Origin of the sequence: Phenylobacterium glaciei (genome assembly GCF_016772415.1) — a bacterium.
GTDB lineage: Bacteria > Pseudomonadota > Alphaproteobacteria > Caulobacterales > Caulobacteraceae > Phenylobacterium > Phenylobacterium glaciei.
This window is the reverse complement of sequence record NZ_JAGSGD010000001.1, coordinates 1,962,140-1,987,834: the sequence shown is the minus strand read 5'-3', so window position 1 is coordinate 1,987,834 and position 25,695 is coordinate 1,962,140. Positions and strand designations below refer to the sequence as shown.

Annotated in this window: 33 protein-coding genes; 13 read left to right on the top strand and 20 right to left on the bottom strand. The window is 68.1% G+C overall.

Translation table 11 applies throughout. The features are described from left to right. Positions 1–6: 6 nt before the first annotated feature. On the top strand, positions 7–732 hold the full coding sequence (gene lipB / locus JKL49_RS09655; RefSeq protein ID WP_215339995.1) for a lipoyl(octanoyl) transferase LipB: 726 nt from the start codon (positions 7–9) through the stop codon (positions 730–732). Here the strand turns inward: lipB and JKL49_RS09650 are convergent. Continuing rightward, a complete protein-coding gene (locus JKL49_RS09650) occupies positions 729–1,127 on the bottom strand; it encodes a DUF805 domain-containing protein (protein WP_215339994.1) in 399 nt (132 codons plus the stop codon). The genes lipB and JKL49_RS09650 overlap by 4 nt on opposite strands. Then, positions 1,127–3,106: an acetyl-CoA carboxylase biotin carboxylase subunit gene (locus JKL49_RS09645; protein ID WP_215339993.1), complete on the bottom strand. Its 1,980-nt coding sequence runs from the start codon at positions 3,104–3,106 to the stop codon at positions 1,127–1,129. The genes JKL49_RS09650 and JKL49_RS09645 overlap by 1 nt, the downstream gene beginning before the upstream one ends. A 113-nt stretch (positions 3,107–3,219) precedes the next feature. Between JKL49_RS09645 and msrB the strand changes: the two genes are divergently transcribed. Continuing rightward, the gene (gene msrB / locus JKL49_RS09640; protein ID WP_215339992.1) at positions 3,220–3,720 is read left to right on the top strand and encodes a peptide-methionine (R)-S-oxide reductase MsrB; all 501 of its coding nucleotides are present in this window, start codon (positions 3,220–3,222) and stop codon (positions 3,718–3,720) included. 92 nt (positions 3,721–3,812) lie between these two features. Further along, positions 3,813–4,340 carry a hypothetical protein gene (locus JKL49_RS09635; RefSeq protein WP_215339991.1) on the top strand — a complete coding sequence of 176 codons (528 nt, stop codon included), beginning with the start codon at positions 3,813–3,815 and terminating at the stop codon, positions 4,338–4,340. Positions 4,341–4,344: 4 nt separating this feature from the next. Here JKL49_RS09635 and JKL49_RS09630 read toward each other — a convergent pair whose 3' ends face one another. The 5 genes from JKL49_RS09630 to JKL49_RS09610 form a co-directional block, all read right to left on the bottom strand. Further along, the gene (locus tag JKL49_RS09630) at positions 4,345–5,154 is read right to left on the bottom strand and encodes an aminoglycoside phosphotransferase family protein (protein ID WP_215339990.1); all 810 of its coding nucleotides are present in this window, start codon (positions 5,152–5,154) and stop codon (positions 4,345–4,347) included. Positions 5,155–5,195: 41 nt separating this feature from the next. Then, complete coding sequence (locus tag JKL49_RS09625; RefSeq protein WP_215339989.1) at positions 5,196–5,870, bottom strand: BON domain-containing protein; 675 nt, start codon at positions 5,868–5,870, stop codon at positions 5,196–5,198. A gap of 75 nt (positions 5,871–5,945) precedes the next feature. After that, a complete protein-coding gene (locus JKL49_RS09620; RefSeq protein ID WP_215339988.1) occupies positions 5,946–6,440 on the bottom strand; it encodes an ion channel in 495 nt (164 codons plus the stop codon). 98 nt (positions 6,441–6,538) lie between these two features. Then, positions 6,539–8,071 carry an acyl-CoA carboxylase subunit beta gene (locus JKL49_RS09615; RefSeq protein WP_215339987.1) on the bottom strand — a complete coding sequence of 511 codons (1,533 nt, stop codon included), beginning with the start codon at positions 8,069–8,071 and terminating at the stop codon, positions 6,539–6,541. 80 nt (positions 8,072–8,151) lie between these two features. After that, complete coding sequence (locus tag JKL49_RS09610) at positions 8,152–8,874, bottom strand: ATP12 family chaperone protein (protein WP_215339986.1); 723 nt, start codon at positions 8,872–8,874, stop codon at positions 8,152–8,154. A gap of 86 nt (positions 8,875–8,960) precedes the next feature. On the opposite strand from JKL49_RS09610, the gene JKL49_RS09605 reads away from it, so the two are divergent. From JKL49_RS09605 to JKL49_RS09595, 3 genes are read left to right on the top strand one after another with little or no spacing between them, the layout of a single operon-like run. Beyond that, on the top strand, positions 8,961–10,400 hold the full coding sequence (locus tag JKL49_RS09605) for a DUF1800 domain-containing protein (protein ID WP_249778067.1): 1,440 nt from the start codon (positions 8,961–8,963) through the stop codon (positions 10,398–10,400). Further along, positions 10,397–11,629 (top strand): DUF1501 domain-containing protein, encoded by a 1,233-nt coding sequence (locus JKL49_RS09600; protein WP_215339984.1) that lies wholly within the window; start codon positions 10,397–10,399, stop codon positions 11,627–11,629. The genes JKL49_RS09605 and JKL49_RS09600 overlap by 4 nt, the downstream gene beginning before the upstream one ends. Before the next feature lie 27 nt (positions 11,630–11,656). Beyond that, on the top strand, positions 11,657–12,739 hold the full coding sequence (locus tag JKL49_RS09595) for a winged helix DNA-binding domain-containing protein (RefSeq protein WP_215339983.1): 1,083 nt from the start codon (positions 11,657–11,659) through the stop codon (positions 12,737–12,739). On the opposite strand, the gene panB is transcribed toward JKL49_RS09595, so the two are convergent. From panB to JKL49_RS09535, 12 genes are all read right to left on the bottom strand, one after another. Continuing rightward, a complete protein-coding gene (gene panB, locus JKL49_RS09590) occupies positions 12,736–13,569 on the bottom strand; it encodes a 3-methyl-2-oxobutanoate hydroxymethyltransferase (protein WP_215339982.1) in 834 nt (277 codons plus the stop codon). The genes JKL49_RS09595 and panB overlap by 4 nt on opposite strands. 4 nt (positions 13,570–13,573) lie before the next feature. Continuing rightward, complete coding sequence (locus tag JKL49_RS09585) at positions 13,574–13,954, bottom strand: hypothetical protein (RefSeq protein ID WP_215339981.1); 381 nt, start codon at positions 13,952–13,954, stop codon at positions 13,574–13,576. Then, on the bottom strand, positions 13,947–14,528 hold the full coding sequence (locus JKL49_RS09580) for an RNA polymerase sigma factor (RefSeq protein WP_215339980.1): 582 nt from the start codon (positions 14,526–14,528) through the stop codon (positions 13,947–13,949). Before JKL49_RS09580 ends, JKL49_RS09585 begins: the two co-directional genes overlap by 8 nt. Positions 14,529–14,552: 24 nt before the next feature. Beyond that, a complete protein-coding gene (locus tag JKL49_RS09575; RefSeq protein ID WP_215339979.1) occupies positions 14,553–14,930 on the bottom strand; it encodes a DUF6249 domain-containing protein in 378 nt (125 codons plus the stop codon). Positions 14,931–15,030: 100 nt separating this feature from the next. After that, complete coding sequence (locus tag JKL49_RS09570) at positions 15,031–15,336, bottom strand: hypothetical protein (protein ID WP_215339978.1); 306 nt, start codon at positions 15,334–15,336, stop codon at positions 15,031–15,033. Then, positions 15,323–15,844: an RNA polymerase sigma factor gene (locus tag JKL49_RS09565; protein WP_215339977.1), complete on the bottom strand. Its 522-nt coding sequence runs from the start codon at positions 15,842–15,844 to the stop codon at positions 15,323–15,325. Before JKL49_RS09565 ends, JKL49_RS09570 begins: the two co-directional genes overlap by 14 nt. After that, the gene (locus JKL49_RS09560) at positions 15,841–16,281 is read right to left on the bottom strand and encodes a hypothetical protein (protein WP_215339976.1); all 441 of its coding nucleotides are present in this window, start codon (positions 16,279–16,281) and stop codon (positions 15,841–15,843) included. Before JKL49_RS09560 ends, JKL49_RS09565 begins: the two co-directional genes overlap by 4 nt. Positions 16,282–16,395: 114 nt before the next feature. Then, positions 16,396–16,821 (bottom strand): DUF1801 domain-containing protein, encoded by a 426-nt coding sequence (locus JKL49_RS09555; protein ID WP_215339975.1) that lies wholly within the window; start codon positions 16,819–16,821, stop codon positions 16,396–16,398. Between the two features lie 17 nt (positions 16,822–16,838). After that, complete coding sequence (locus tag JKL49_RS09550) at positions 16,839–16,976, bottom strand: hypothetical protein (protein WP_215339974.1); 138 nt, start codon at positions 16,974–16,976, stop codon at positions 16,839–16,841. A 46-nt stretch (positions 16,977–17,022) separates the two neighbouring features. Next, the gene (locus JKL49_RS09545) at positions 17,023–17,373 is read right to left on the bottom strand and encodes an ArsC family reductase (protein ID WP_215339973.1); all 351 of its coding nucleotides are present in this window, start codon (positions 17,371–17,373) and stop codon (positions 17,023–17,025) included. Between the two features lie 76 nt (positions 17,374–17,449). Beyond that, a complete protein-coding gene (locus JKL49_RS09540; protein WP_215339972.1) occupies positions 17,450–17,953 on the bottom strand; it encodes a GNAT family N-acetyltransferase in 504 nt (167 codons plus the stop codon). A gap of 2 nt (positions 17,954–17,955) precedes the next feature. After that, positions 17,956–18,489, bottom strand: coding sequence for a helix-turn-helix domain-containing protein (locus tag JKL49_RS09535; RefSeq protein WP_249778066.1), 534 nt, complete (start codon positions 18,487–18,489; stop codon positions 17,956–17,958). Between the two features lie 179 nt (positions 18,490–18,668). On the opposite strand from JKL49_RS09535, the gene ilvD reads away from it, so the two are divergent. After that, the gene (ilvD, locus tag JKL49_RS09530; protein WP_215339970.1) at positions 18,669–20,519 is read left to right on the top strand and encodes a dihydroxy-acid dehydratase; all 1,851 of its coding nucleotides are present in this window, start codon (positions 18,669–18,671) and stop codon (positions 20,517–20,519) included. Between the two features lie 19 nt (positions 20,520–20,538). Here the strand turns inward: ilvD and JKL49_RS09525 are convergent, their stop codons facing one another. Beyond that, positions 20,539–20,994 (bottom strand): carboxymuconolactone decarboxylase family protein, encoded by a 456-nt coding sequence (locus JKL49_RS09525; RefSeq protein ID WP_215339969.1) that lies wholly within the window; start codon positions 20,992–20,994, stop codon positions 20,539–20,541. A gap of 195 nt (positions 20,995–21,189) precedes the next feature. On the opposite strand from JKL49_RS09525, the gene JKL49_RS09520 reads away from it, so the two are divergent. The 6 genes from JKL49_RS09520 to JKL49_RS09495 all read left to right on the top strand — a co-directional run bounded on the left by JKL49_RS09520 (position 21,190) and on the right by JKL49_RS09495 (position 25,675). Beyond that, positions 21,190–22,833, top strand: coding sequence for a M20/M25/M40 family metallo-hydrolase (locus tag JKL49_RS09520; RefSeq protein WP_215339968.1), 1,644 nt, complete (start codon positions 21,190–21,192; stop codon positions 22,831–22,833). A 26-nt stretch (positions 22,834–22,859) separates the two neighbouring features. Continuing rightward, positions 22,860–23,366: a peptide-methionine (S)-S-oxide reductase MsrA gene (gene msrA, locus JKL49_RS09515; protein ID WP_215339967.1), complete on the top strand. Its 507-nt coding sequence runs from the start codon at positions 22,860–22,862 to the stop codon at positions 23,364–23,366. A gap of 25 nt (positions 23,367–23,391) precedes the next feature. Beyond that, positions 23,392–24,048: a DsbA family oxidoreductase gene (locus tag JKL49_RS09510; RefSeq protein WP_215339966.1), complete on the top strand. Its 657-nt coding sequence runs from the start codon at positions 23,392–23,394 to the stop codon at positions 24,046–24,048. A 79-nt stretch (positions 24,049–24,127) separates the two neighbouring features. Next, the gene (locus tag JKL49_RS09505; protein WP_215339965.1) at positions 24,128–24,781 is read left to right on the top strand and encodes a glutathione S-transferase family protein; all 654 of its coding nucleotides are present in this window, start codon (positions 24,128–24,130) and stop codon (positions 24,779–24,781) included. 71 nt (positions 24,782–24,852) lie between these two features. After that, positions 24,853–25,212: an ArsR/SmtB family transcription factor gene (locus JKL49_RS09500; RefSeq protein ID WP_215339964.1), complete on the top strand. Its 360-nt coding sequence runs from the start codon at positions 24,853–24,855 to the stop codon at positions 25,210–25,212. Further along, entirely contained in the window at positions 25,196–25,675 is a 480-nt protein-coding gene (locus JKL49_RS09495; RefSeq protein ID WP_215339963.1) for an SRPBCC family protein, read from the top strand. The genes JKL49_RS09500 and JKL49_RS09495 overlap by 17 nt, the downstream gene beginning before the upstream one ends. Positions 25,676–25,695: the final 20 nt, after the last annotated feature.

Below are 25,695 nucleotides of genomic sequence, written 5' to 3'. Positions count from 1 at the left end.
GCTGACATGCTTGACCGGTCGTTAAATGCTGAAGCCTCAGCGCCCTATTTCGGGAGGGCCGACGGCGCCCCCGTGGGGTGGGCGGTTTCGACCGGATATGTCGGGTACGAGGCCGCTGTCGCCGCCATGGAAGCCCGCGCCGCCGCCATCGCCGAGGGGTCGGCCGGCGAACTGGTCTGGCTTCTGGAGCATCCGCCGCTCTATACGGCCGGAATCTCCGCGAAATCCGCCGATTTGCTGGAGCCGGACCGATTCCCGGTCTTTCCCACGGCGCGCGGCGGGCAGTTCACCTATCACGGCCCCGGCCAGCGGGTGGCCTATGTGATGCTGGATCTGACCGCCCGCCGACGGGACGTGCGCGCATTCATCGCTGGCCTGGAGGCCTGGATCATCGGGGCGCTGGAACAGTTCAACGTCACCGGAGAGATTCGCGACGGGCGAGTCGGTGTGTGGGTGGAACGCAAGGTCTCGGGCGCGCCGACCCGCGAGGACAAGATCGCCGCCATCGGGGTGAAACTGCGCCGCTGGGTGTCCTTCCACGGCGTCTCGCTGAACGTGGAGCCTGACCTTTCCCACTTCTCCGGCATCGTCCCCTGCGGCCAGACCGAGCACGGGGTCACCAGCCTCGTGGACCTGGGCCTGCCCGTCACCCTGGACGAGGCCGACGCGGCCCTGATGGAGAGCTTCGCCGCTGTGTTCGGGCCGGTGGAGCGGGCGCAGGCGCCGATCTAGGCCACGACAGCCCTCAGCGGGTTGGCGCCATAGCGGTTGGTCCCCTGCTCGCCGCCCATGACCCCCAGCTCCACCACCGCCCAGACCAGCAGCAGGGACAGCAGCACATCGGCGGGGTTCATCGGCGGCTGCCAGACGGCCACCAGGGCGAACAGGATCGCCGCCGCCCACCAGCCGGACTTGCCCCGGTCGTGCAGGCGCTTGGACAGCACGCAGGCCCCGCCGTAGATCAGGGCCGGATAGACGAACCAGCCGGTCAGCCAGTGCAGGGTCACCCCGGCGATGGCCTCATAGATGGCCCCGAGCACGATCAGCACCGCCGCCCCGATCAGGAACGGCGTGCGCCCCAGCCGGCCGCCGGCCGTGAAGAACAGCGCCGCCCAGTCGGTCTGCATCAGGCGAACTCCACCAGCACCTCGTCGGCGGCCACCGAGTCGCCGGCCTTGGCGCCGACGGTCTTCACGGTGCCGTCCCGTTCGGCGCGGATGATGTTCTGCATCTTCATGGCCTCGACCACACAGACGGCCTCGCCGGCCCGGACCAGCTGGCCGGGGATCACGTCCAGGGTCACCACGAGGCCCGGCATGGGCGAGAGAATCATCTTGGAGGTATCGGCCGCCTTCTTGGCCGGCAGCTTCTCGTGCAGTTCGGCCGAACGCGGGGTCAGGACCAGGACGTTCAGGGTCGTGGCCCGGTGCCGGATCACAAAGCCCTCGGCGGCGGGCTTGACCGCCACGGTGAAGGCCCGGCCGTCCAGGACGCCCTTGAAGACGTGCTTGCCCGGCCGCCAGTCGATGTCGGTGAGGGTGAGCGACCGGTTCTCGTTCAGATACTCTACCCGATAGGCGGCCCCGCCGTTGGAGAGGCGCACCAGGCGCTTGTCGTGGCCGGCGATGACGATCCACTCGTCGCGCAGCAACTGTGGCGCGGACCGGGCTGTGACGATGCGGTGCATGGCGCAGGCCACGGCAGAGACCAGGTCGCGCTGCCAGTCGGTGGGCGGGGTCCCGAGGAAGCCCTCGGGGAACTCGTCCTTGATGTAGTTGGTCGACAGCTTGCCTGACCGGAACCGTTCCTGGTCCATGACGGCGGCCAGGAACGGAATGTTCTGGCCCAGGCCCTCGATATGGAAGTCCTCCAGCGCCCGGCCCATGGCGTCGATGGCGGCCAGGCGGGTCGGCGCCCAGGTCGACAGCTTGGAGATCATCGGGTCGTAGAACATCGAGATCTCGTCGCCCTCGCGGACGCCGGCGTCGTTGCGCACGATGATCTCGCCGATCTCACCCTCTTGCGGCGGATAGTAGCGCACCAGGCGGCCGATGGAGGGCAGGAAGCCGCGATAGGGGTCCTCGGCATAGATACGGCTCTCGATGGCCCATCCCTTGATCGCCAGGTCCTTCTGCGCGAAGGCCAGCTTCTCGCCATAGGCCGAGCGGATCATCTGCTCCACCAGGTCGACCCCGGTGATCAGCTCGGTGACCGGATGCTCCACCTGCAGGCGGGTGTTCATCTCCAGGAAGAAGAAGCTCTTGTCCTGGCCGGCGACGAACTCGACGGTGCCGGCGCTGTCGTAGTTCACCGCCTTGGCGAGCGCCACGGCCTGGGCGCCCATGGCCGCGCGGGTTTCCTCATCCAGCAGAGGCGACGGGGCCTCCTCGATGACCTTTTGGTTACGGCGCTGGATGGAACATTCGCGCTCGAACAGGTGGACGACGTTGCCATGCTTGTCCCCCATCACCTGGATCTCGATGTGGCGCGGGCTCTCGATGAACTTCTCGATGAAGATGCGGTCGTCGCCGAAGCTGGACTTGGCCTCGGCCTTCACGGCCGGGAAGCCTTCCTCGACGTCCTTCTGGTTCCAGGCGACCCGGATGCCCTTGCCGCCACCGCCGGCTGAGGCTTTGATCATCACCGGATAGCCGATGTCTTCGCTGATCTTGATGGCGTGGGCGGTGTCGTCGATCTCGCCGACGTGGCCGGGGACCACCGAGATATTGGCCTTGGTGGCGAACTTCTTGGATTCGATCTTGTCGCCCATGGCCTCGATGGCGTGGGGGTTGGGACCGATGAAGACGATGCCTTCCTTCTCCAGCCGTCGGGCGAAGCTCGCGTTTTCCGACAGGAAGCCGAAGCCGGGGTGGATGGCCTCGGCACCCGTCTCCCGGGCCGCGGCGACGATCTTGTCGGCGACCAGGTAGCTTTCGGAGGCGGGCGCGCCGCCGATGAACACCGTCTGGTCGGCCATCTCGACGGCCATCGAGTCGGCGTCAGCCTCGGAATAGACCACCACGGTGGCGATCCCCATACGGCGGCAGGTCTTGATGATGCGGACCGCGATTTCGCCGCGGTTGGCGATCAGAATCTTTGAGAACATGCTGATGTCTTAGCGCAAAATCGCGCGGGCGAGACAGACCGTGGTCCTGGGCATGAACGTAACCTCCCCTGAAGCGCTTCCGTACTGCGAGGAGAGACCTTAGATTGGACCCCATGAGCACGCCAGAAGCCACCCTCTCCCCGTCCGGTTTCGACCTGACGCCCCCGGACGCAGCGGAACGCAAGCGTCTCGAAGCCGACCTCACCCGCGACGAGGCCGAGGTGCTGCTGCACCACGGCACCGAAGCGGCGTTCTGCGGCGGCCTGCTGGATAACAAGCAGGACGGCGCCTATTGCTGCCGGCTCTGCGGCCTGCCGCTGTTCCAGGCCAAGACCAAGTTCGAAAGCGGCACCGGCTGGCCCAGCTTCTTCGCCCCCATCGATGAGGCCCACGTCGTGGCGGTGAAGGACAGCAGCTACGGCATGATCCGCATCGAGACCCGCTGCGCCCGCTGCGACAGCCACCAGGGCCACGTCTTCCCCGACGGCCCGGCCCCGACCCGGCTGCGCTATTGCATCAATTCGATCTCGCTGGAGTTCGTGCAGAACGGCCAGCTGCTGCGTGATCCGCTGCAGCGCGGTGACAACCAGCACCTGGCGACCGCGGCGAGCTGAGACAGCCAGACTGTCAATTCTATCGCCGATGTCGAAGCTCCGCTGTAGGATGCCGCGTTGGACGCCCGGCGCCTCAGTATTTGCAGACCCTCATGCCGCTACGCACACTCATCCTGATCGGCTTGCTGGCTGCGGCGAGCCCCGCCGTGGCGGGTGACGCCAAGTGTATCTGGAATCAACTGCCGCTCTCCGATCGCAAAGCCTATCTGGATTCCAGCCTGGACAGCGATGACGCGCCCGATGAGGCGGCCTTCTTCAATTCCGACCATCTGGCCAAGGCTGTGGAGGCCTGCCATGTGAGCGAGGCGGCGATGGGCGCGGCTGGCGGAGCCTTTGGGGGGTATTCACGCCAGCAGGTGGCCGAGCGGCGGCTATCGGTCCAGGCCGGGGTCTCCGCCGAACAGCTGGACGCGGCGTGGGCGACCCTCGATCCGGGGCTGATCGCCCAACTCGGCAAGGCGGTCAAAGCCGGGGCGGACGACGGATCTGGACTCAAGGTCTGGGAATCCCTGGTCGCGCGACTTTCGCCCATCGCCACGGACCAGCACGCGCTCCGGTTAGGCCTGGTGTCCTATATGAGCAGCCGCGCGACCCGGCAGGCCAACGAGAATCTCTACTAGGCGGTCAGAGCCCCAGTTCGGCGGCCGCGATTTCGGCGATCTGCAGAGCGCCGGTCGGGTTGTTTCCGTCCGACAGGGTCCAGGCGGCCGAGAGGCCGGCATAGGCCAGCAGCCACTGCAGCGTTCGCTCAGGCTCCAGATTGGTGGCTTCAGAAACCACCCTGACCTGCCGCGCGATGCGGCCAGGGGCGACGGCGGTGGCGAGGTCGGGATTGCACAGCAGATTGGCGTAGTCGTACCCTCGGTCGCCGATGAGGCCCTTGGGATCGATGGCCAGCCAGCCAAGCTCGCCAAAATCCAGGAAATTGCCGTGGTGGGCGTCGCCGTGCAGGACACAGACCTCGCGCGGGTCGGCCAGCAGGCGTTTCGACATGGCAAGGGACTTGGACAGCACGCCGCCGTGGCGGTTGGCAGCCGGCTCCAGTTGCCCGAACCAGTCCGGCAACGGCCTGAGGCTGGCGGGCAGCCTGCCAGGTCGCGGCGCATGCAACCCGTCCAGCGCCGTGCAGATGATGCGGCTGGCCGTGTCGTCCTGTCCTGATCGGGCCATCTCCGCCAGCGAGCCTGAGCCCGTGGCGCGGAGCATCAACAGCGCCTCGCCCTCGTGGGCCAGGACCGGGGCGGCGCCCTGCCCGTTCCACCAGGACATCAAGATACCGCCGGCGATTTCCTCGGGCGCGTCGCTGATCTTGAGCATGGCCGCGACGTCCGCCTGCCGCACAGGCAGCAGCCGTCCCCCAAGGCTGGTGAACGGCTCCCCGTCGGGCGCGAGCCCCCAACGGTCGATCCAGGTCTTGAACGTCTCCTCCGACACGCCGCCAGCCTAGAACCGGCGGCGCGCGGAGTCAGTAGGCCTCAGCTGTCTTCAGCCTGGTCGCGCAGGACGGTGTTCTCACCCAGCGGGGCCGGACCTCGGTCCTTGGCGTGCGCATCGACGCGCAGGTTGTTCTGCACATGCTTCACACCGCCGATATGCTCGATGATCGCCTCGGCGTGATGTTTGGCGCGACGGTCGCGGATCGTACCCGACAGGGTCACCTCGCCGTCCTGCACGGCCACAGTGATGCGCGAGGCGTCGATGTGATCATCGTCGGTCAGACGATCATGGACGTCCTCTGTGATGCGTTGGTCGCTGCGCGTGTAGCCCTGGGGTCCCAGGCCGCGATGGCCGGGATTGTGATAGGTACGGTACTCGCCTGGGTGATCCTGGCGCGGGACGCTGTCATAGCGTCCATCGCGGCTGTTCTCCTGGGGCGCCCGGACGCCGCCATGATAGACGCGGTCACCGTAGGGCGAGACACGTTCCCCCGGATCGGACCCGTTCTGACCGTAGCCGCCGGTATAGCCGGTATACCCGCCCACCCCGTAGCGCGGGCCGACATAACCCTTTTCGAAGCTTCGGCCCTCGCCCGGGCGGTCATCCTCGCCGGCCTGATAGTCGGCGGCGGCCTCGTCCCAGTCGTGGCGGTGGCGGGGGTCCAGGCGATGCTCACGGGGCCACCCGCCGCGTTCGTTGCTTCTATCGGCCATCTGCCTTCTCCCGTGTTGCGAGGACTTGCTGGTCCAACAACCCGGCACGGGTGGGCTTGTTCCGATTTCAGAGGGTCACTTCTGGCGTGTTCGACGCGGTTTGGACGCCCTGGCGATGGCGCCCTTGGGGAGCGGGTGATTGTCGCTGTCATCCCACATCAGGTGGTGCAGAATTTGGAACAGGAAGGCGGTGGACCAGCCGATCAGCAGCATGCCGTTGATGGCCTCCAGAACCCCAACGATCCGCCAACGGTCGGGCAGGATCGCGCCGGTCTCACCAACCGTCGAATAGGAACTGGTGGAAAAATAGAGGGCCTGCTCCAGCGTCGGGAGCATCTGCATCTTCCAATAGACCAGCGCATAGAGCCAGATCTCGAGCCCGTGCAGCACGAACAGCCCCAGGACGACGCCGAGGGGCACCAGGACGCGGTCGAGGTTTATCCAGCGGGTGAAGCGCTCCAGATGCCACCGCAGCAGCCCCTGCAGGGCGTCGAGGCCCAACAGGTGGATCAGCACGGTCGCCGAGACGACGGCCGTCGAGATCAGGAGCTGGCGGGCGAGGACGTCCATGGGTCACCCTAAACCTGCACCCAGGTCGACCGCCGCGCCTTGATCCAGCGCAACGCCCGCGCGCACCCGATCGCGGCGCGGTCCTGGGGCCGCAGCCCCTACAGCGGGATGTTGTCGTGCTTTTTCCAGGGATTGGTCAGCTGCTTGCCGCGCAGGTTCTTCAGCGAGCGGGCGATGCGCTTGCGGGTGTTGTGGGGCTTGATGACGTCGTCGATGTAACCGCGCGAAGCGGCGATGAAGGGGTTGGCGAAGCGGGACTTGTACTCGGCCTCGCGGGCGGCGATGGCGTCGGGGTCGCCGATCTCGGCCCGGAAGATAATCTCCACGGCGCCCTTCGAGCCCATCACCGCGATCTCGGCGGTGGGCCAGGCGTAGTTCACGTCGCCGCGGATGTGCTTGGAGCTCATCACGTCATAGGCGCCGCCATAGGCCTTGCGGGTGATCAGGGTCACCTTGGGCACGGTGGCCTCGGCATAGGCGAACAGCAGCTTGGCGCCGTGGCGGATCAGGCCGCCCTGCTCCTGCTTGGTGCCCGGCATGAAGCCCGGCACGTCCACCAGGGTCACCAGGGGGATCTCGAAGGCGTCGCAGAAGCGCACGAAGCGGGCGCCCTTTCGGCTGGAGTCGATGTCCAGCACGCCGGCCAGCACCTGGGGCTGGTTGGCGACGATGCCGATGGTTCGGCCGTCCATGCGGGCGAAGCCGCAGATGATGTTCTTGGCGAAGTCGGGGGCGATCTCGAAGAAATCAGCCTCGTCCACGACCTTCAGGATCAGCTCCTTCATGTCGTAGGGCTTGTTGGGATTGGACGGCACCAGGGTGTCGAGGCTCGGCTCGTCGCGCTCGACATTGTCGAAGCTCTCGCGGACCGGCGGCTTCTCGCGATTGGAGAGCGGCAGGAAGTCCACCAGGCGGCGCACCTGGGTCAGGGCCTCCAGGTCGTTTTCAAAGGCGCCGTCGGCGACGCCGGACTTCATGGCGTGCACGCGATAGCCGCCAAGTTCCTCGTGGGTGACCTCCTCGTGGGTCACCGTGCGGACCACGTCGGGACCGGTGACGTACATGTAGGAGGTATCCTTCACCATGAAGATGAAGTCGGTGATGGCCGGCGAATAGACGTCGCCCCCGGCGCAGGGGCCCATGATCACGCTGATCTGCGGGATGACGCCGCTGGCCAGCGTGTTCTGCAGGAAGATGTCGGCATATCCGGCCAGGCCGTCGACGCCCTCCTGGATGCGCGCGCCGCCGGCGTCGAACAGGCCGATGATCGGCGCGCCGACCTTCAGGGCCTGCTGTTGCACCTTGACGATTTTCTGGGCGTGGGCGTTGGAAAGAGAGCCGCCGAAGACCGTGAAATCCTTGGAGAACACGAAGACCAGACGGCCGTTGATATTGCCCCAGCCGGTGACCACGCCGTCGCCAGGCACGCGGTTGTCGGCCATGCCGAAGTCGGTGGCGCGGTGCTCGACGAACATGTCGAACTCCTCGAAGGAGCCCTCGTCCAGCAGCAGGTCGAGGCGCTCGCGCGCGGTCAGCTTGCCCTTGGCGTGCTGGTTCTCGATGCGCCGCTCGCCCCCGCCCAGACGGGCTTCGCTGCGACGCTTCTCAAGCTCCTCGATGATATGCTTCAAGGCCGGCCCCTCTTAACGCTCTGTGCTGGGATCAAGCCCTAGTCGCGCCCGGAAGCCTGCGCAAGTTCACCGCGCGTCAGCTAGAGGGCCTTGAACCAGCGCTCCAGCATCTGGGCTTCCACCACATGGCGGGCGGTGCGTTCGGCGGCCTCGTCATCGATGCCCCACTTCTCCTCCTGGAATATCTCATCGAGGCGCGAGAGCTCCAGGACCTGGACCCCGCTCATCCAGCCCCGCGCCAGGCCGAAGGCCAGGACCGCCGAACCAAACAGGGCGGTGCCGAAGGCCACCCCCGCCAGCCCGAAGTCGTCCAGGTCCAGGGCCATGGCCTTGACCTTGGCCAGGGTCTCGTCGGGCTGGGTGCGGTGGACGATGCCGGCGGCGCGGACGAAGGCCACGTCAAACTCCCGCTCGGCGCGCTCCAGCACCGGAACCCAGTGATGCTGCTGGCGATCCACCAGGCCCGCCGGATCCTGCGCGAAGTAGCAAAGCAGGTCGGAGCCGGCATAGTCGGCGATCTGGCCGGCCGTGCCGTCGCGGGCCTGGGGAATGGCGTCCAGGGCGGTGTTGGCCAGGCGGGTGGCGTGCATCACGGCCATCTCGATGTGCTCGCCCTGCCCGGCCCATTCCTCGGCCACCAGATCAGCGAGCGCCTGGGTCGGCAGAACCATCAAGGCGGCGCGGGGGCTGCGCAGGCTGCGACTGTCCAGCTTCACCGCGAAGCCGCCCGGGGCGGCCTCCACTGAGACGTCCTTGTAGAAGCGGCGGGGCTTCTCGCCGGCTTCCTTGAATCCCTTGGCCACACGTCTCTCCAGATACCCGCGACGGAATCCTGTCGCCGTGCGCGTGCAAATGAGCGTTGGATGAGATTTGCGCAAGGAGGCTCGCCTTGGCCGACCGCGACCTGGACGCCGCTATCGCTGTCACTCGCTTCGGACTGGGGGCGCGGACCGGCGAAATCTCGCAGGCCCGTGGCGACCCGCGGGGCTTCCTGAAGGCCCAGATCCACGCCCAGGGGGCCGAACAGCCGCAGGCCAATCCTGAGACCGCCCAACAGCGCCTGGCCGAGTTCCGTGACTATCAACAGGACCGCAAGGCCATGAAGGCCGCGCAAGGGCCCGACGACCCCAAGCCCGGCCCGCGCGATCCGGTGAAGATGGCCCAGCGGGTGTTGCGCGAGGAGACCGGCGCCGACTTCGCCGCCCGCGCCCGCCTGGGCGCCCAGACGCCGGAGGGCTTCCGCGAACGCTGGGCGCTGTTCTGGGCCAACCACTTCACGGTCTCGGCCAGCAAGCTGATCACCGCCACCGTCGTCGGGCCCTATGAGCAGGAGGCGATCCGGCCCCACGTGTTCGCGACCTTCACCGAACTGCTGGGCGCGGCCGAGACCCATCCAGCCATGTTGCTCTATCTGGACCAGGCGCAGTCGGTGGGGCCGAACAGCATGGCGGCCCAGTACGTCAAGCGCGGCGGACGCGGCGTGGGGAATGGCGTGCCCCTCCCGGCCGCCGGCCGTACCCTGGGTCTGAACGAGAACCTGGCCCGCGAGATCCTGGAACTGCACACGGTCGGGGTGGGCGGCGGCTACAGCCAGGCCGACGTCACCGAATTCGCCCGCGCCCTGACCGGCCTGTCCATCGGCGGCCTGCGGGAGAACCCGAGCCAGGCCGGAGCCCCGGTGTTCCGCGCGATGGCGCACGAGCCCGGCGCGCGCACGGTGATGGGGGTTCGCTATGCGGCCGGCGGCAAGGAACAGGCCGGCGCCATCCTCGCCGATCTGGCGGCCAAGCCCGCCACCGCCCGCTTCATCTGCGGCAAGATCGCTCGGCACTTCGTGGCCGACGATCCGCCGCCCGCCCTCGTCGACCGCCTGGAGCGCCGCTGGCGTGACACCGGTGGCCAGCTCGGCGAGGTGGCCAAGGCCCTGGTGGACGCCCCCGAGGCCTGGGCCCCAACCCAGGCCAAGTTCAAGACACCCTACGAATTCCTGATCTCCAGCTGGCGCGCGGCCGGCGGGGCGCCGCGGGACATCACTGTCCTGGCGCCGACGCTCAACGCCATGGGACAGAGGGCCTTCAGCGCCCCCTCCCCCAAGGGCTGGCCGGAAGACACCGCGTCGTGGGCCGCGCCCGACGCCATTGTCAAACGGATGGCCTGGGCCCAGGCCTTCGCCGCTGCCGCCAGCGCCGACCGCGATCCGAGGGGGTTGGCGACCGAGGCGCTGGGCGCACGGCTGTCGGCCCCCACCGCCACCGCCATCGCCCGATCCGAGACCCGCGCCGAGGGTCTGGCCCTGTTGCTGATGAGCCCGGAGTTCCAACGCCGATGACCTCGCCCCCCACCCGCCGCGCCGCGCTCCTCGCCGCCGCCGGATTCGGCCTCTCCCTGAACTTCGTCGCCCGCCAGGCCTTCGCGGCCTCGGAGGGCGCGGCTGCAAACCGCAAGCTGATCGTGGTGATTTGCCGGGGCGGAATGGATGGTCTGTCCGTCGCGCCTCCAGTGGGCGACCCGGACTATCAGGGCCTGCGCCGCGCCATCGCCCTGGACGACAAGGCTCTGAAGCTGGACGGGACCTTCGCCCTGCATCCGTCCCTCACCTCAGTCCATGCCTTGGCGCAGGCCGGCGAGGCGCGGATCGTGCCCGCCGTGGCCACGCCGGACCGAGCCCGCTCCCACTTCGAGGCCCAGGACGTGCTGGAGAGCGGCGCGGCCGTCGTCTACGGGACCAGCAGCGGCTGGCTGAACCGGGCCGTCACCGGCTTGTCCGCCCAGCGCAAGGTCGAGGCACTGTCGGTGGGGCCCACCGCGCCGCTGATCCTGCGCGGGCCGGCGGCGGTGTCCTCCTGGTCGCCGGGCAAAGGGGTCGACGCCTCGGCCCGTCTGCCGACCCTGCTGCAGGACCTCTACAAGGACGATCCGGTGCTGGGCCCGGCCCTGGCCCGCGGCCTGGCCACCGAGACCATGGCCCAGGCGGCCATGACCAACCTGCCGCAGGACACGTCCATGACGACCATGACCCCCGCCGCCAATGCGCCCGGTCTGGTGCGCCAGGGGGCGGAGGCGGCGCGCAAGCTGGGGACGACGGTGGCCGGCTTCATGCGCGAGCCCGGCGGACCGCAGATCGCGGTGGTCAGCCTCGACGGCTTCGACACCCACGCCAACCAGCTGGGTCAGCTGGCGCCGCGCCTGACCTATCTGGACGCCGTGCTGGACGGCCTGCACACCGGCCTCGGTGCGGATTGGAAGAACAGCGTGGTGCTGGTGGCCACCGAGTTCGGGCGCACGGCGCGGGTCAACGGCACCGGCGGCACCGATCACGGCACGGCCTCCACCGCCCTGCTGCTTGGCGGAGCGCTCAAGCCCGGCGGCATCGTCGGCGACTGGCCGACCTTGAAGAGCTCAGCCCTGTTCGAGGCCCGTGACCTGGCGCCGACCGTGGACATGCGCGGCCTGTTCAAGGGGGTGCTAGCCGATCACATGGGCCTGGACCGCCGGGTGCTGGACACCACCGTCTTCCCCGACAGCGCCACCGTCCGGCCGGTGACGGGGCTGGTCTAGCCGCCCGCTCTCGGCGATCCTGCGCCGATGCCCGACGCGACCCTGACCGACCGCGATTTGAACCGCGCCCTGCTGGCCCGGCAGATGCTGCTGGAGCGTCAGCCGCTGACGCCCATGGAGGCGTTGCGCCGGCTGGTGGGTGTCCAGGCGCAGCTGCCGCGCACGCCCTTCCTCGGCCTGTGGTCGCGACTGGCGGGGTTCAAGCCGGAGGACCTGCGCGCGGCCATCGAGGCCCACGACGTGGTGCGCGCCACCGCCATGCGGGGAACCCTCTACCTGATGACCACCTCCGACTTCCTGGCCTTCCGCGCCAGTCTGCGCAGCGGCGAGACCATGGCCCTGCCGGGCGGGACGAAGACCACAGTAGGCGAACTGGAGCCGGTTCTAGCCCTGGCCCGTGCGCACTTCGCCGAACCAAAAGAGTTTGAGACCTTCCGAAAGTCCCTTGAAAGAGCAGGATTTTCCGACATCCGCATCATGGCCTACGCCGCACGCCAACTCTTGCCTCTGGTGCAGGCCGCCTCGGACACGCCCTACGGCTTTTCGCCGGGCGGCGAGTTCGTCCTGGCCAAGGCCTATCTCGGCCAGGATGTCGCGGCAGCCCCGGCGCCCGCCGAACTCCTGCGCCGCTACCTGGCCGCCTGGGGTCCGGCGACGCCCGCCGACTTCAGCGGCTGGTCGGGGCTGAAAGGCGTCGCGCCGCTGTTCGACGAAATCGCCGGCGACATCGTGACCTTCCGCGATGCGCGCGGGAAACTGCTCTACGACCTGAAGGATGCGCCTCGGCCCGGCGGCGACATCCCGGCCCCGCCCCGTTTCGTTCCCGACTTCGACGCCGTGACCCAGGGCCACCAGGATCGGGCCCGCATCGTGCCGGCGCAGCACGCCCCCAGGATCGCCAGCAAGAACCTGCAGGTGCCGCCGATGCTGCTGGTGGACGGCTTTGTCGCCGGGACCTGGAGGCTGGAGACCAAGAGCAAGACCCCGACTGTCATGGTCACGGCCTTCGAAAAATTCAGCCCCAAAGACCGCCAGGCCATCGAGGCAGAGGCCATCGCCCTGGCGAAAGCCTTTGAACCGGCGGCGGAACCCGCCGTTGTCTTCGCTTAAGTGTTGGCCGCCTTGGCGAAATAGATTTCGGCCGGGCCCGGGAAGTTCCGCTGGCGCACGTCGTCGGCATAGCCCGCGACAGCCTTGGAGATCTCCCCGCGCAGATCGGCATAGCGGCGCACGAACTTGGGCGTCCAGTCGAACAGTCCCAGCATGTCGTCGGTCACCAGGATCTGGCCGTCGCAGCCGGCCGAGGCGCCGATGCCGATGGTGGGTACGGCAATGGTCTCGGTGATCTCGCGGGCCAGGCCCTCGGCCACGCCCTCGACCACGACGGCGAAGGCGCCGGCCGCGGCGGTGGCCTTGGCCTCCTCAAGGATCCGCGCGCGCTCCTCGCCGGCCCGGCCCTTGGCCTTGAAGCCGCCGTCCACCAGCACCGCCTGCGGCCGCAGGCCCACATGCCCCATGACCGGCACGCCGCGCTTCACCAGATAGGCGATGGTCTCCACCACCGTGGAGCCGCTCTCGACCTTAACCGCCGAGGCGCCCGTCTCCTTCATGATCCGCACGGCGTTCTGATAGGCGACCTCGGGCGCGCCCTCGTAGGAGCCGAAGGGCATGTCGACCACCACCATGGCCTTCTTGGAGGTCCGCATCACCGCTTGGCCGTGCAGGATCATCATCTCCATCGTCACGCCCACGGTGTTGGGCAGGCCGTGGACCACCATGCCGACGCTGTCGCCCACCAGCAGCAGGTCGCAGTGGTCGTCCAGCAGCTCGGCCATCGGCGCGGTGTAGGCCGTGAGGCAGACGATGGGCACGCCGCCCTTGCGCGCGGTGATGTCCGGCGCGGCGAGGCGCCGAACCGTGTCCTGACGTTGAGCCGACATGGGGTCAGATCTCCTCGATCACGCGGGTGAGCACGAAGCCCATGGCCAGGACGGCCAGGCCGCTGGCGATCCATACGACGGTCCAGTCCGACTGCACCATGGCGAACAGGTCCATGCCCGGGCGCGCCTGGGCGATTCCGGCCTGCAGGATGCGCGAGGAGCCCTCGGAGGCGTCCTCCACCCGCTGGACGAAGTTGGACATGATCAACTGGCTGGCGCCGATCACCCCGCCGGCCAAGCCGGCCGCGCCGATGAACCAGCGGCGCATGTTCCAGCCGCGGTCGAGGCGCTGCTCCACACGCGCGGCGAAGGCGCTCTCGTCGGAGAACGCCGGCGCATCGGAGAAGAGCCGCTCAAGGCGGCGTTCGAAATCGATCTCAGCCATTGCCACGCCTCCCCTCCAGCTCCGCACCCTCAGGCGCCAGTCGCGTTCTGAGCTTCTCCAGACCACGTTTGACATGGGATTTGACCGTTCCAAGCGGCAGATTCAAGGCATCCGCGGCCTCGACGTGGGACAGGCCCGCGCCGTAGCACATGGTCACGCAAAGCCGTTCGGCCGCGCCTAAACACTTCATGGCTTCATCCAGGTCGATGCGGCCGGCGGCGTCAGGGCTGTGGGCCCCTTCGGCCAGCTCCTCAGCCTCGACCGCCAGGTTCGCCAGACGCCGTTCACGCTGCAGGCGCTTCAGGTACTGGCGGGCGGCGATACGCTTGACCCAGCCGGCGAAGGTCCCCTCGCCGCGAAACTCGGTGATGCTCTCGAACGCGGCCAGGAAGGCGTCCTGGGCCGTGTCGTCGGCCTCGGCGTGGGCCGCACCCATCCGGCGCAGCAGACCTCGCACCGCCGAGCCATGCCGCCGGACCAGCTCGCCGAAGGCGCGCCGTTCTCCCGTGGCCGACAGGGTCGCGAGTTCCACATCGTGGAGGCTGGCGTACCGGAGTTGTGTCGCGCCCGACATTGGGCTTGCTCCCCCTGGATCCGCTTACTTGCCGCGGCCGAAGAACGAGATGGCGATGAAGGCCAGGCCGATGAAGCCCGGGAATGCGGCCATGCCCAGCAGCGGATAGAGGCCGTCCGGCTCCTCGAAGCTGATGGCGAAGCCGAAGGCGGCGAGGCCGACGGCCACACCGAGCCAGATGATGCCGGTGCGCAGGTCCCGCACCGGTGAAGCCGGCGGCTTGACCTTCACGTCGCTGGTGATGGCCGCGATCACCTCCGGCGGGATGGGCTGACCATGCTCGATGGAAGCCTTGAGGGTGTCGTGCAGGCGCGAGCGTTCGCGGCTCTTCAGATAGCTCGGCACCAGGAACAGCGAGGCGATCGAACCGAAAACGATGAAGACGATGAGGACGGATTCCATGACGAGGTCTCTCCTTTTGGGGCGTATCAGCCCGCTTCTGTGAGGAAAGAGGCCCGCGCCGCCCCGTACAGATGCAAGCGCAGCCATGAAATCTTTGTCATCATCTCAAACTCAAGTCAGCCCCGACCCGTCCGGTGACCACCGCCACGATGGTCACCGCGGCGGCCAAGGCCAGGGCGGTAGGGCCCAGGTCCCGCGCCAGCAGGTGCAGCGCCGGCTGCAGAACCGGCCAGAGCACGGCCAGGGCCGCCGCGCCTGTAAGGCTGACCGCCGCCACGAAGGCTAGTTCCCGCTGGAACCGGCGGCGCGCCACCGCCTCCAGGACCGCCGCCGAAAAGGCCGGGTCGCGGGCCGGCGGCAGGTCCCGGGCGAAGAGGGCGGCGAGGTGATCGTCAGGCCGGGTCATCGGCTAATCCCAAAGCTTGCAACAGACGCGCGCGACCGCGTGTCACGTGCGATTTCACTGTGCCCAGCGGCAGGGCCAGCACCTCGGCGGCCTCCGCGTGGCTGAAGTCCCCGGCGAGGCAGAGGGCGACCGCGGCCCTCTGTTCCACCGGCAGATCGGCCATGGCCCGGTCCAGGGCCAGCTTGTCGGCCGGATGCGGCGCGCCCGCCACGGGCGCCGTATCCTGATAGTCCGCCTCCCGTCGCCGGACCCGACGGGCCGAGCGCAGGGCGGTGAGCGTCTTGTTGTACCCGATCCCGCAGAGCCAGGCCCGCACATTGGCGTCCGCAGGCAGGTCCCCGATCTTGTCCCAGGCGGTGAGAAAGGTCTCCTGGGCCAGGTCCTCGGCCAGGGCCCAGTCGCCGCAGGCGCGACGCAGAAAGGCCCGAAGCGCCTGTTGGTGGCGCTCGACCAGCCGGGCGATGTCCTGCATCGGAGCATGGCCGCCATCGAACGCCACCGGCGTCATTTGCCTCGGAAGGCGGACGACAGAATCGCCAGGGCCAGGTTGGCGACGGCGATGCAGGTCAGGATCACCGCCACCACGCGGAAGGGTCCGACGGTGCCTGGTACGAAGGCGTATTGCGAGGCTACCCAGAACGCCCCGGCGATGGCGCCGGTGTAGATCGCCGAGCGGAACTGCCAGTAGGGTCCATGCCGATAGTAGCGGCGATAGGCCCGCCGGCCGCGACGGCCCCGATAGTCGTCCCGATCATCATCGTCGGCGTCGTCCTGCACCTGGCGCAGCAGTTCGGGGGGCACGTCCTTGCCCTGGGCGGAGTAGGTCTTGATGAGGTCCAGGGTGTCGCGGCTGCGCTGATAGTTCAGCCAACGCTCCCAGGCGGCGAAGATGAAGCCGCCGATGGGAAAGATCAGCCACCAGTAGCCGTGCCAAAAGTCTTCCATGCTTGAGACGTCCATGAGCTTGAGCCCCCGAGTGATGGGCGTCTGTCCGCCCGTTTTCATCCCCTAGTCGCCGCCGCTCGGGTGATCGGATGCAGGATCTGAAGGAAAATTCTCTCAAGGCTGCGGATGGGCCGCCTTCGTGTGGGCCACGCAGCCGGCGATCACCTCCCCCAGCACACCCTGGTCCACGTCGGAGAGCTTGTTGAGGTAGAGGCAGCCCTTGCCGGTCTTGTGCCTGCCCAGGCGCGCCATGAGCGCCGGGTCCTGGTGACTGGCCCCGACATAGAGGGTGAGCGCGGCCTTGCGCGGCGAGAAGCCCACCAGCGGAGCATCACCCTCCCGGCCGCTGTCGTAGCGGTAGTGGTAGCTGCCGAAGCCGATGATGGCAGGTCCCCACATCCTGGCCGGCAGACCGGTGATCTTGGTCATCAGATCGCAGGTGGCTCGCGCGTCGGCCTGTCGGGCCTGCGGCTCCACAGCCGCGAGGAAGGCCTCGACGCTGGCCTCGGTCTCCTGGGTCTTGTTCGGTTTCGACGCCAACGGCCCCTCCGCGACGGCTAGATCCTCACCGGGGTCATCCTCGGCGACAGCAAGTGTATCACCAGCAGCGCCAGGAGGTAGGCTGACCCCGCCACCACGAAGATCGGCGAGTAGCCCTCTCCGCGGTCCAGCACCCAACCGGTGTACTTGGCCATGGCCATGGGTGTCATTGTCGAAGGCAAAGCGTTTCCGCCTGAAACCTCAGCCAAGTTTCGCCGCGTAGGCCTCCGGCTTGAACCCCACCAGCAGGTCGCCGCCGAGGCCCAGCACCGGGCGCTTGATCATCGAGGGCTGGGCCAGCATCAGATCGATGGCCTTGGCCTGGTCGAGCTCGGCCTTGTCGGCTTCGGGCAGCTTGCGGAAGGTGGTTCCGGCCCGATTGAGCAGCACCTCCCAGCCCACCTTGCCTGCCCAGGCCTCCAGGGTGGCGCGGTCGATCCCAGTGGTCTTGTAGTCGTGGAAGCCGTAGGCGACCCCGTGGCCGTCCAGCCAGTCACGGGCCTTCTTCATCGTGTCGCAGGCCTTGATGCCGTAGATCGTCGTGTGGGCCATCGCGGCGCTCCATTGCAGAATCACGCCGTCAACCTAGCCGCCTCGCCCTCGCTTGGGGATGCCCACGACGTCTTGATCAGAGGCCGAGCGATTTCCAGTAGATCGCCGTCCCACTCAGTCCGCCATGGGGCTTGTAGGCGTAGTCAGGGATGACGCCGGCGAGGGTGTAGCCGACCCGTTCGTAGAGCGGCGCCGCGCCGCCGTCGGTGGCGGTATCGAGGACCAGCAGGGTGCGCGACCGTTCGACGGCCAGGCGCTCGGCCTCGCGCAGGAGGGCCGTGGCGATCCCCCTGCCCCGATGGCTGAGGCGGGTGATCATCTTGGCGATTTCGGCGCGGTGGGGCTGGTTGTCGGGGCAGTCCAGCAGCAGGGTCACCGTGCCCACCAGGGCTTCGCCGTCGAAGGCGCCCAGGATGACGCGCTCGTCCCGCGCCGCGGCGGCCAGGGCGCGGTCCCAGAAGCCGTCGGCCGTCTCGCGGCTGATGGGGTGCATGAAGCTCACCGAGGCGCCGCTGGTGACCGCCTCGATCAGCAGGTCGCTCAGCGCGTCGCGGTGCGAGGTGTCGAGGATGGCGATCATGGTCAGCTCCGCGCCAGGACGACGACATAGGTGCAGGGGTGCGCGGTCTCGTTGGCGATGGTGACCTCGCCGGGCGGGCCGAAGCCCACGCAGTCGCCAGGGGCCAGCTCGTGGCGGTCGCCGCCCTCCTGGATCACGAGATCGCCCGAGCGCACCCAGACCACCTGGCGGATGTGGGCGTAGGACGAGGCCGGCAGGGTCACCCGCTGGCCGGCCGGAAGTTCCACTTCCACAGCCTCAACAGGGTGATCGGGGCGGCTGAACAGCTGGCGGCGGCGGTAGCCGGTCTCGGGATCGCGCCAGACGGGCTGGTCGGCGGCGCGGGTCAGGCGCTCGCCGCCGCCTTCAGCCCTCAGCAGCAGCCCGGCGAGGGTGAGGTCGAAGGCCCCGGCCAAGCGGACCAGGATCACGGCGGTGGGGCTTACCTCCCCGCGCTCGATCTTGCTGATGGTGGCCTTGGAGACGCCGGCCCGCTCGGCGAGCTCGGCCAGGGACCAGCCGCGCCTGTCGCGCTCCAGCCTGAGGCGGTTGGCCAACAGCGTTCCGGATTCGTCTACTATAGTATCCATTCGTCTTGAATATGAGACGGCTGAGGTGAGATCAACCCGCAGCCGCGGCGCCAGGCCCACATCCTGGCAAAAACTCACCCCGAAGCATGGACACAGCAGGGTGATCGCGCCATGTGCACGTCTCCGCCCAGAGCCCCGAGACTGTCATGCCTGCTTACCGCTCCCGCACCTCCACCCATGGCCGCAACATGGCCGGCGCCCGCGGGCTGTGGCGCGCCACGGGGATGAAGGACGCAGACTTCGGCAAGCCGATCATCGCGGTGGTGAACTCCTTCACCCAGTTCGTGCCGGGCCACGTGCACCTGAAGGATCTCGGCCAGCTGGTGGCCCGCGAGATCGAGCGGGCCGGCGGCGTGGCCAAGGAGTTCAACACCATCGCCGTGGATGACGGCATCGCCATGGGCCACGACGGCATGCTCTACAGCCTGCCGTCGCGCGAACTGATCGCCGACAGCGTCGAGTACATGGCCAACGCCCATTGCGTGGACGCCATGGTCTGCATCTCCAACTGCGACAAGATCACCCCGGGCATGCTGATGGCCTCCCTGCGGCTGAACATCCCCACGGTGTTCGTCTCCGGCGGGCCGATGGAGGCCGGCAAGGTGATCCTGAAGGGCAAGGAAGTGGCGCTGGACCTGGTGGACGCCATGGTCGCCGCCGCCGACGAAAGCGTCTCCGACGAGGAGGTGGCGGTCATCGAGCGGTCGGCCTGCCCGACCTGCGGCTCCTGCTCGGGGATGTTCACCGCCAATTCGATGAACTGCCTGACCGAGGCGCTGGGCCTCTCCCTGCCCGGTAACGGCTCGGTCCTGGCCACCCACGCCGACCGCGAGCGGCTGTTCCTGGAGGCCGGCCACACGGTCGTCGACATAACGCGGCGCTTCTATGAGCAGGACGACGCCAGCGTCCTGCCGCGCTCGGTGGCCAATTTCCAGGCCTTCGAGAACGCCATGAGCCTGGACATCGCCATGGGCGGCTCCACCAACACCGTCCTGCACCTGCTGGCCGCCGCCCATGAGGCGGAGGTGGACTTCACCATGGACGACATCGACCGGCTGTCGCGCCGGGTGCCCTGCCTGTCCAAGGTGGCGCCCGCCAAGGCCGACGTGCACATGGAGGACGTCCACCGCGCGGGCGGGGTCATGGCCCTGCTGGGGGAGCTGGAGCGCGGCGGCCTGCTGCACACCGACACGCCGACCGTGCACAGCGCCACCCTGGGTGAGGCCCTGGACCGCTGGGACATCGCGCGGACCACCAGCGAGAGCGTTCACACCTTCTTCAAGGCCGCCCCGGGCGGGGTGCCGACCCAGACCGCCTTCAGCCAGAGCCGCCGCTGGGATGCGCTGGACCTGGACCGCGCCAGCGGCGTGATCCGCAATGTCGAGAACGCGTTTTCCAAGGACGGCGGCCTGGCGGTGCTGAAGGGCGACCTCGCCCTCGACGGCTGCATCGTGAAGACCGCGGGCGTGGATGACAGCATCCTGGTCTTCACCGGCATGGCCCGGGTGTTCGAGAGCCAGGACGCCTCGGTCAGCGCCATCCTCACCGGCAAGATCAAGGCCGGAGACGTGGTGGTGATCCGCTACGAGGGGCCGCGCGGCGGGCCAGGCATGCAGGAGATGCTCTATCCCACCAGCTACCTGAAATCGAAGGGCCTGGGGAAGGCCTGCGCCCTGATCACCGACGGCCGGTTCTCGGGCGGCACCTCGGGCCTCTCCATCGGCCACGTCTCACCGGAAGCCGCCGAGGGCGGGCTGATCGGCCTGGTGCAGGACGGCGACCGAATCGAGATCAACATCCCGCAGCGGAGCATCCACCTGGCCGTCAGCGACGCCGTGATCGCCGAGCGTCGCGCCGCCCAGTTGGCGCGCGGATCCGAAGCCTGGACCCCGGCCGCCAAGCGTGAACGCAAGGTCTCCATGGCCCTGCGCGCCTACGCCGCCTTCACCACAAGCGCGGCGCGGGGCGCGGTGCGCGACGTGGATCAGAAGCGGTAGCTGCCGCGCCGCGGCCCGGTCACCTGGCCGCGTCCACCGGATGGGCGGCGCGCAGGCCAGCCTGCAGGCGGTTCCAGAGGTTGATGACGCCGATGGCCAGGGTGAGGTTCACCTGCTCGGCTTCGCTGAACTGGGCCTTGAGGTGCTCGAAGTCCTCGTCTGGCGCGCCGGTGTCGGCCAGCAGGGTCAGGGCCTCGGTCCAGGCCAGGGCCGCCCGCTCCCGGTCGCTGTATAGCGGAGACTCGCGCCAGGCGTTGAGCATGTGCAGGCGCATCTCGCTCTCGCCGTGGGCGCGGGCGTCGGTGACGTGCAGGTGGATGCAGAAGGCGCAGGCGTTGATCTGCGAGGCGCGCAGCTTCACCAGCTCGATGAGACTGTGCTCAAGCCCGCTGGCTGCGATGCTGGCCTCGAGGGCGGTCAGGGCCTTCAGGCCGTCGGGCATGTGCTTGAAGTGCTGCTTCACGCGAGGGGTCATGGCAGGTCTCCTTGAGGGCTTGTGGTTGAGACGAAGCGGCGAAGCTCTAAGTGACATGATGCGGGGAAAATAGTTCGGGCTGCGCCGAGGCGACCCAAAACCCACGATCTGACCGAACATCGCTCCGCCAGATCGCGCTTGCCGGACCCCGATTATGACAGTCCTATTCCGCCGTTCAGGCTTGGAGGGATTGGGATGTCGAACCCGGAAACCGGTGGCGCCTTCGCCGCCGATCGTCGCACGCTGCTGGCCGGCGGCGCGGCCGCCGCCCTGTTCACACCTGGCCTTGCGCTCGCCGCCAGCGGCGACCTGCCAGCCATCCGCAAGGCCGCCGAGGCGGGCTACGCGGCGTCGGTGAAGCGCATCCAGGACTGGATCGCCCTGCCCTCCATCGCCGCGGAGAACCGCGACATGGACAAGGGGGCTGAGTACATGATGGCGCTCGCCAAGGACGCCGGGTTCCAGCACATCGAGAAGGTCCCCACCGACGGCGCGCCGGGCGTGTTCGCCACCCTGGACGCCGGCGCCAAGCGCTGGATGGGCATCTACTTCATGTACGACGTGAAGCAGTTCGAGCCGTCCGAGTGGTCCTCCCCGCCCCTGGAGGCGCGCATCGTCGACAAGCCGGGCTTCGGCAAGGTGATCGTCGGCCGCGGCGCGGTGAACCAGAAGGGGCCGGAGGGCGCGTTCCTCGCCGCCCTGCACGCCTTGCACGCGGCGGGAAAGAAATCCCCGGTCAACCTCGTCCTGGTCTGCGAAGGCGAGGAGGAGATCGGCAGTCCACACTTCCGCCAGATCGTCACCAAGCCCAACGTTCTCGCCGCGCTCAAGACGTGCGAGGGCGTGATCATCCCGGCCGGCTGGCAGAGCCCCAGCGACGGCGGCGTCACCGTCAACCTGGGCGCCAAGGGCATCGTCGAGCTGGAGCTGGTGGCGAGCGGCGCCAAGTGGGGCCGAGGTCCCAAGACCGACATCCACTCCAGCGAGAAGGCCCGGGTCGACAGCCCGGCCTGGCGGCTGGTGCAGGCGCTCACCACCCTGGTGACGCCGGACGGCAACACGCCGGCCATCGACAACTATTTCGAGAAGGTCCGCCCGCTGACGCCCCGCGAGAAGGAGCTGATCGCCTTGGCCGGCCAGCAGCTCAACGAGGCCGAGGCCAAGAAGGCGCTGGGGGTCGAGCACTTCATCGACGACCTGCCCTGGGAGAAGACGCTTGAGCGACTGGCCTCGCAGCCGACGGTCAACATCGAGGGCCTGGTCTCGGGCTATACTGGCCCTGGCGGCAAGACCGTGCTGCCCGGCCGCGCGGTGGCCAAGATCGACCTGCGCCTGGTGCCCAACATGACGGCCGAGGACTCGGTGGCCAAGCTGCGCGCCCACCTGGATAGGCGCGGCTTTACGGACATCGAGATCAATGTCAGCGGCGGCTACGACCCCACCGAGACCGACGAGAACAGCCGGCTGATCAAGGCCGAGCTGGCCACCTACAAGCGCAACAATGTGCCGACGACCATCTATCCGCGCCTGGCGGGGTCGTGGCCGGGGGGCGACCTTCACCTCCGCGCCCGTCAGCCTGCCCGCCGGCCAGTTCGGCCTGGGTCACGGCAGCGGCGCCCATGCCCCCAACGAGTACTACGTGATCGAGAGCAGCAACCCGAAGGTTCAGGGCCTGGTGGGGTCGACCATGAGCTATGTCGACTTCCTCTACGAGATCGCCGCGGCCAGGTAGGGACCGAGAGGCGGGCTGACCTGAGGGGCGCCTTGGATCGAAGCCCGCCCTCCCCATTTAAGGCCGGAGCCGCGACCGGGCTTGGCCTCGCGGGGTCGGGCTTCTAGGGTCGCCTTAACGAAGGAGAAGATCGATGAGTCAGGAACGTGCGGTGCTGGCAGGCGGCTGCTTCTGGGGCATGCAGGATCTGATCCGCCGCTATGACGGCGTGATCTCGACCCGGGTCGGCTATTCCGGCGGCGACGTTAAGAACGCCACCTATCGCAACCACGGGACCCACGCCGAGGCCATCGAGATCACCTTCGATCCGGCGAAGATCAGCTATCGCGCTCTGCTGGAATTCTTCTTCCAGATTCACGACCCGACGACCAAGAACCGCCAGGGCAACGACATGGGCATGAGCTATCGCTCGGCGATCTACTACACCGACGAGGCGCAGAAGAAGGTGGCGCTGGACACCATCGCCGATGTCGAGGCCTCGGGCCTGTGGCCGGGCAAGGTGGTGACCGAGGTCGAGCCGGTGGGCGACTTCTGGGACGCCGAGCCGGAGCACCAGGACTACCTGGAGCGCATCCCCAACGGCTACACCTGCCACTTCGTGCGTCCAGGCTGGAAGCTGCCGGTTCGCGCCTCGGCGTGATGGTGACGATGATCGGAGACAAAGCATGACCAAGACCCTGAAGATCGACTTCGTCTCCGACGTCTCCTGTCCCTGGTGCGTGGTGGGGCTGGGCGGCCTGGAGGAGGCCCTGCGCAACGTCGGCGACCTGGTCACCGCCGACATCCACTTCCAGCCCTTCGAGCTCAATCCAAACATGCCGGCCGGCGGCCAGAACATCGTCGAGCACGTCGGCGAGAAGTACGGGGCGACCGCCGAGCAGTCGGCGGTCAACCGCGCGGCGATCCACGCGCGGGCGGCCGAGGTGGGCTTCACGATGAAGACTGGCCCCGAGAGCCGCATCTACAATACCTTCGACGCTCACCGCCTGTTGCACTGGGCGGGCATCGTCGGCGGCCAGGCGGAGCTGAAGCGCGCCCTGTTCGACGCCTATTTCACCAACGGCCAGAGCCCGGCCGACCATGACACCCTGGTGGCGGTCGCCGAGATCGCGGGCCTCGACGGCGCGCAGGCTCGCGAGGTCCTGGCGTCCGGCCGCTATGCCGACGAGGTTCGCGCGGCGGAGCGCAAGTGGCAGATGGCCGGCATTTCCGCCGTCCCCGCTGTGGTGATCAACGACCGCTACCTGATCTCCGGCGGCCAGCCCGCGGCCGCCTTCGAACAGGCCCTGCGCACCATCGCCGCGGAACTCGAACCGGCCTGACCACCGCCTCGGCGGTTGACACCCCCGGCGCCGGACGTGATGCTTCGCTAATTGGTGAAGTATTCTGTGGAGAAGCCGAATGGGCGATCTGGTCCTGACCACCTACGATTGGGTGCCCGAGATGCCGCGCGGCTATGTGCGGGACCTGCGGGTGCGTTGGGCGCTGGAAGAGGCCGGCCTGCCCTACCGCGTCGAGAGTACGCCCTTCGAGGATCGGAAGGCCGAGCACTTCGCCCACCAGCCCTTTGGCCAAGTCCCGTGGCTGACCGACGGCGACCTCTCGATCTTCGAGAGCGGCGCGATCCTGCTGCACCTCGGCGAGCTCAGCGACAGGCTGATGCCCACCGATCGGCGCGGCCGCAGCGAGACCAAGGAATGGCTGTTCGCGGCGCTGGCCTCCGTCGAGGCCGCGAGCCAGCCCTGGTCCTTCTTCATGTTCTCCGGCGACACCGAGGAAACGCCCATGCGGAAGTTCTTTGAGTCCTTCCTCATGGACCACCGCCTTCCGCGCATGGAGGCTGTGCTGGCGGACCGCGACTGGCTGGCCGGGAGCTTCTCGATCGCCGACATCCTTATGGCAGACGTGCTGCGCCTGGTGGACCGCTTCGACGGGCTGGCTAACTCTCCCGCGTGTAAGGCCTATGTCGAGCGCGCCGAGGCCCGCCCGTCCTTCATCAAGGCCCACGCCGACCAGATGACCCACTTCGCCGCGGCGGACGTTGCGAGGGGCTGAGGGCCACCTGCCTTGATTGATCGTCAGTCCGCCCTTGCAGTCCTCCGATCCACCAGCTAACACTGAACCTAATGGTTCATCATATCACAACCCAACTCGACCGCTCCTTCGCCGCGCTCTCGGACGCCACCCGACGTGGGGTCCTGGAGCAGCTCGGACGCGCGGACGCCTCGATCACGGAGCTGGCCGAGAACTTCCACATGACCCTCACAGGCATGAAGAAGCACGTCGGCGTCTTGGAGCAGGCGGGACTCGTCACCACGGAGAAGGTCGGGCGCGTGCGCACCTGCCGGCTCGGCCGCCATAGGCTCGAGGACACGGTGATGTGGATCGAAAGCTACCGCCAGCTTTGGGACGCCCGCTTCGAGGCGCTGGACGAGGTTCTTGAAGACTTGAAACGGAAGGAAAAAGCCGATGCACCGCACGAATAGCCGCACCAAGGTCGAACGGAAATCCGAGCGCGAACTCGTCGTCACGCGGAGCTTCGACGCCCCGGCGCGCCTGGTGTTCGAGGCCTGGACCCAACCTGAGCTTATGATGATGTGGTGGGCGCCGAAGTCGTCCGGCGTGCCCCTGCGGTCCTGCGAGATGGATGTGCGCGTCGGCGGCGGCTACCGCCTGGAGTTCGGGCAGGACGCCGCCAACACATTCGCCTTCTTCGGCAAGTATATCGAGGTGGTCCCGGCCTCGCGCCTCGTCTGGACCAATGACGAAAGTGAGGACGCCGCGCTCACCACGGTGACCTTCGAGGACCAGGGCGACCAGACCCTGCTGACCTTGTCCGAGCTCTACCCGTCGAAGGCGGCGCTCGACGACGCCTTCATCGGGATGGAGGGCGGAGCGCCCGAGCAGTTCGAACAACTGGACGACCTGCTGGTCAGCCTCGCCGCCTGACGTCCCGCGCGCGGCCGTCC

Excerpts from the sequence above, each read along its gene's own strand:
- lipB (WP_215339995.1), top strand. The coding sequence starts at position 7 with ATGCTTGACCGGTCGTTAAATGCTGAAGCCTCAGCGCCCTATTTCGGG.
- JKL49_RS09650 (WP_215339994.1), bottom strand. The coding sequence starts at position 1,127 with ATGCAGACCGACTGGGCGGCGCTGTTCTTCACGGCCGGCGGCCGGCTG.
- JKL49_RS09645 (WP_215339993.1), bottom strand. The coding sequence starts at position 3,106 with ATGTTCTCAAAGATTCTGATCGCCAACCGCGGCGAAATCGCGGTCCGC.
- msrB (WP_215339992.1), top strand. The coding sequence starts at position 3,220 with ATGAGCACGCCAGAAGCCACCCTCTCCCCGTCCGGTTTCGACCTGACG.
- JKL49_RS09635 (WP_215339991.1), top strand. The coding sequence starts at position 3,813 with ATGCCGCTACGCACACTCATCCTGATCGGCTTGCTGGCTGCGGCGAGC.
- JKL49_RS09625 (WP_215339989.1), bottom strand. The coding sequence starts at position 5,870 with ATGGCCGATAGAAGCAACGAACGCGGCGGGTGGCCCCGTGAGCATCGC.
- JKL49_RS09620 (WP_215339988.1), bottom strand. The coding sequence starts at position 6,440 with ATGGACGTCCTCGCCCGCCAGCTCCTGATCTCGACGGCCGTCGTCTCG.
- JKL49_RS09600 (WP_215339984.1), top strand. The coding sequence starts at position 10,397 with ATGACCTCGCCCCCCACCCGCCGCGCCGCGCTCCTCGCCGCCGCCGGA.
- JKL49_RS09595 (WP_215339983.1), top strand. The coding sequence starts at position 11,657 with ATGCCCGACGCGACCCTGACCGACCGCGATTTGAACCGCGCCCTGCTG.
- panB (WP_215339982.1), bottom strand. The coding sequence starts at position 13,569 with ATGTCGGCTCAACGTCAGGACACGGTTCGGCGCCTCGCCGCGCCGGAC.
- JKL49_RS09585 (WP_215339981.1), bottom strand. The coding sequence starts at position 13,954 with ATGGCTGAGATCGATTTCGAACGCCGCCTTGAGCGGCTCTTCTCCGAT.
- JKL49_RS09580 (WP_215339980.1), bottom strand. The coding sequence starts at position 14,528 with ATGTCGGGCGCGACACAACTCCGGTACGCCAGCCTCCACGATGTGGAA.
- JKL49_RS09575 (WP_215339979.1), bottom strand. The coding sequence starts at position 14,930 with ATGGAATCCGTCCTCATCGTCTTCATCGTTTTCGGTTCGATCGCCTCG.
- JKL49_RS09570 (WP_215339978.1), bottom strand. The coding sequence starts at position 15,336 with ATGACCCGGCCTGACGATCACCTCGCCGCCCTCTTCGCCCGGGACCTG.
- JKL49_RS09565 (WP_215339977.1), bottom strand. The coding sequence starts at position 15,844 with ATGACGCCGGTGGCGTTCGATGGCGGCCATGCTCCGATGCAGGACATC.
- JKL49_RS09560 (WP_215339976.1), bottom strand. The coding sequence starts at position 16,281 with ATGGAAGACTTTTGGCACGGCTACTGGTGGCTGATCTTTCCCATCGGC.
- JKL49_RS09550 (WP_215339974.1), bottom strand. The coding sequence starts at position 16,976 with ATGGCCAAGTACACCGGTTGGGTGCTGGACCGCGGAGAGGGCTACTCG.
- JKL49_RS09545 (WP_215339973.1), bottom strand. The coding sequence starts at position 17,373 with ATGGCCCACACGACGATCTACGGCATCAAGGCCTGCGACACGATGAAG.
- JKL49_RS09540 (WP_215339972.1), bottom strand. The coding sequence starts at position 17,953 with ATGATCGCCATCCTCGACACCTCGCACCGCGACGCGCTGAGCGACCTG.
- ilvD (WP_215339970.1), top strand. The coding sequence starts at position 18,669 with ATGCCTGCTTACCGCTCCCGCACCTCCACCCATGGCCGCAACATGGCC.
- JKL49_RS09525 (WP_215339969.1), bottom strand. The coding sequence starts at position 20,994 with ATGACCCCTCGCGTGAAGCAGCACTTCAAGCACATGCCCGACGGCCTG.
- JKL49_RS09520 (WP_215339968.1), top strand. The coding sequence starts at position 21,190 with ATGTCGAACCCGGAAACCGGTGGCGCCTTCGCCGCCGATCGTCGCACG.
- msrA (WP_215339967.1), top strand. The coding sequence starts at position 22,860 with ATGAGTCAGGAACGTGCGGTGCTGGCAGGCGGCTGCTTCTGGGGCATG.
- JKL49_RS09510 (WP_215339966.1), top strand. The coding sequence starts at position 23,392 with ATGACCAAGACCCTGAAGATCGACTTCGTCTCCGACGTCTCCTGTCCC.
- JKL49_RS09505 (WP_215339965.1), top strand. The coding sequence starts at position 24,128 with ATGGGCGATCTGGTCCTGACCACCTACGATTGGGTGCCCGAGATGCCG.
- JKL49_RS09500 (WP_215339964.1), top strand. The coding sequence starts at position 24,853 with ATGGTTCATCATATCACAACCCAACTCGACCGCTCCTTCGCCGCGCTC.
- JKL49_RS09495 (WP_215339963.1), top strand. The coding sequence starts at position 25,196 with ATGCACCGCACGAATAGCCGCACCAAGGTCGAACGGAAATCCGAGCGC.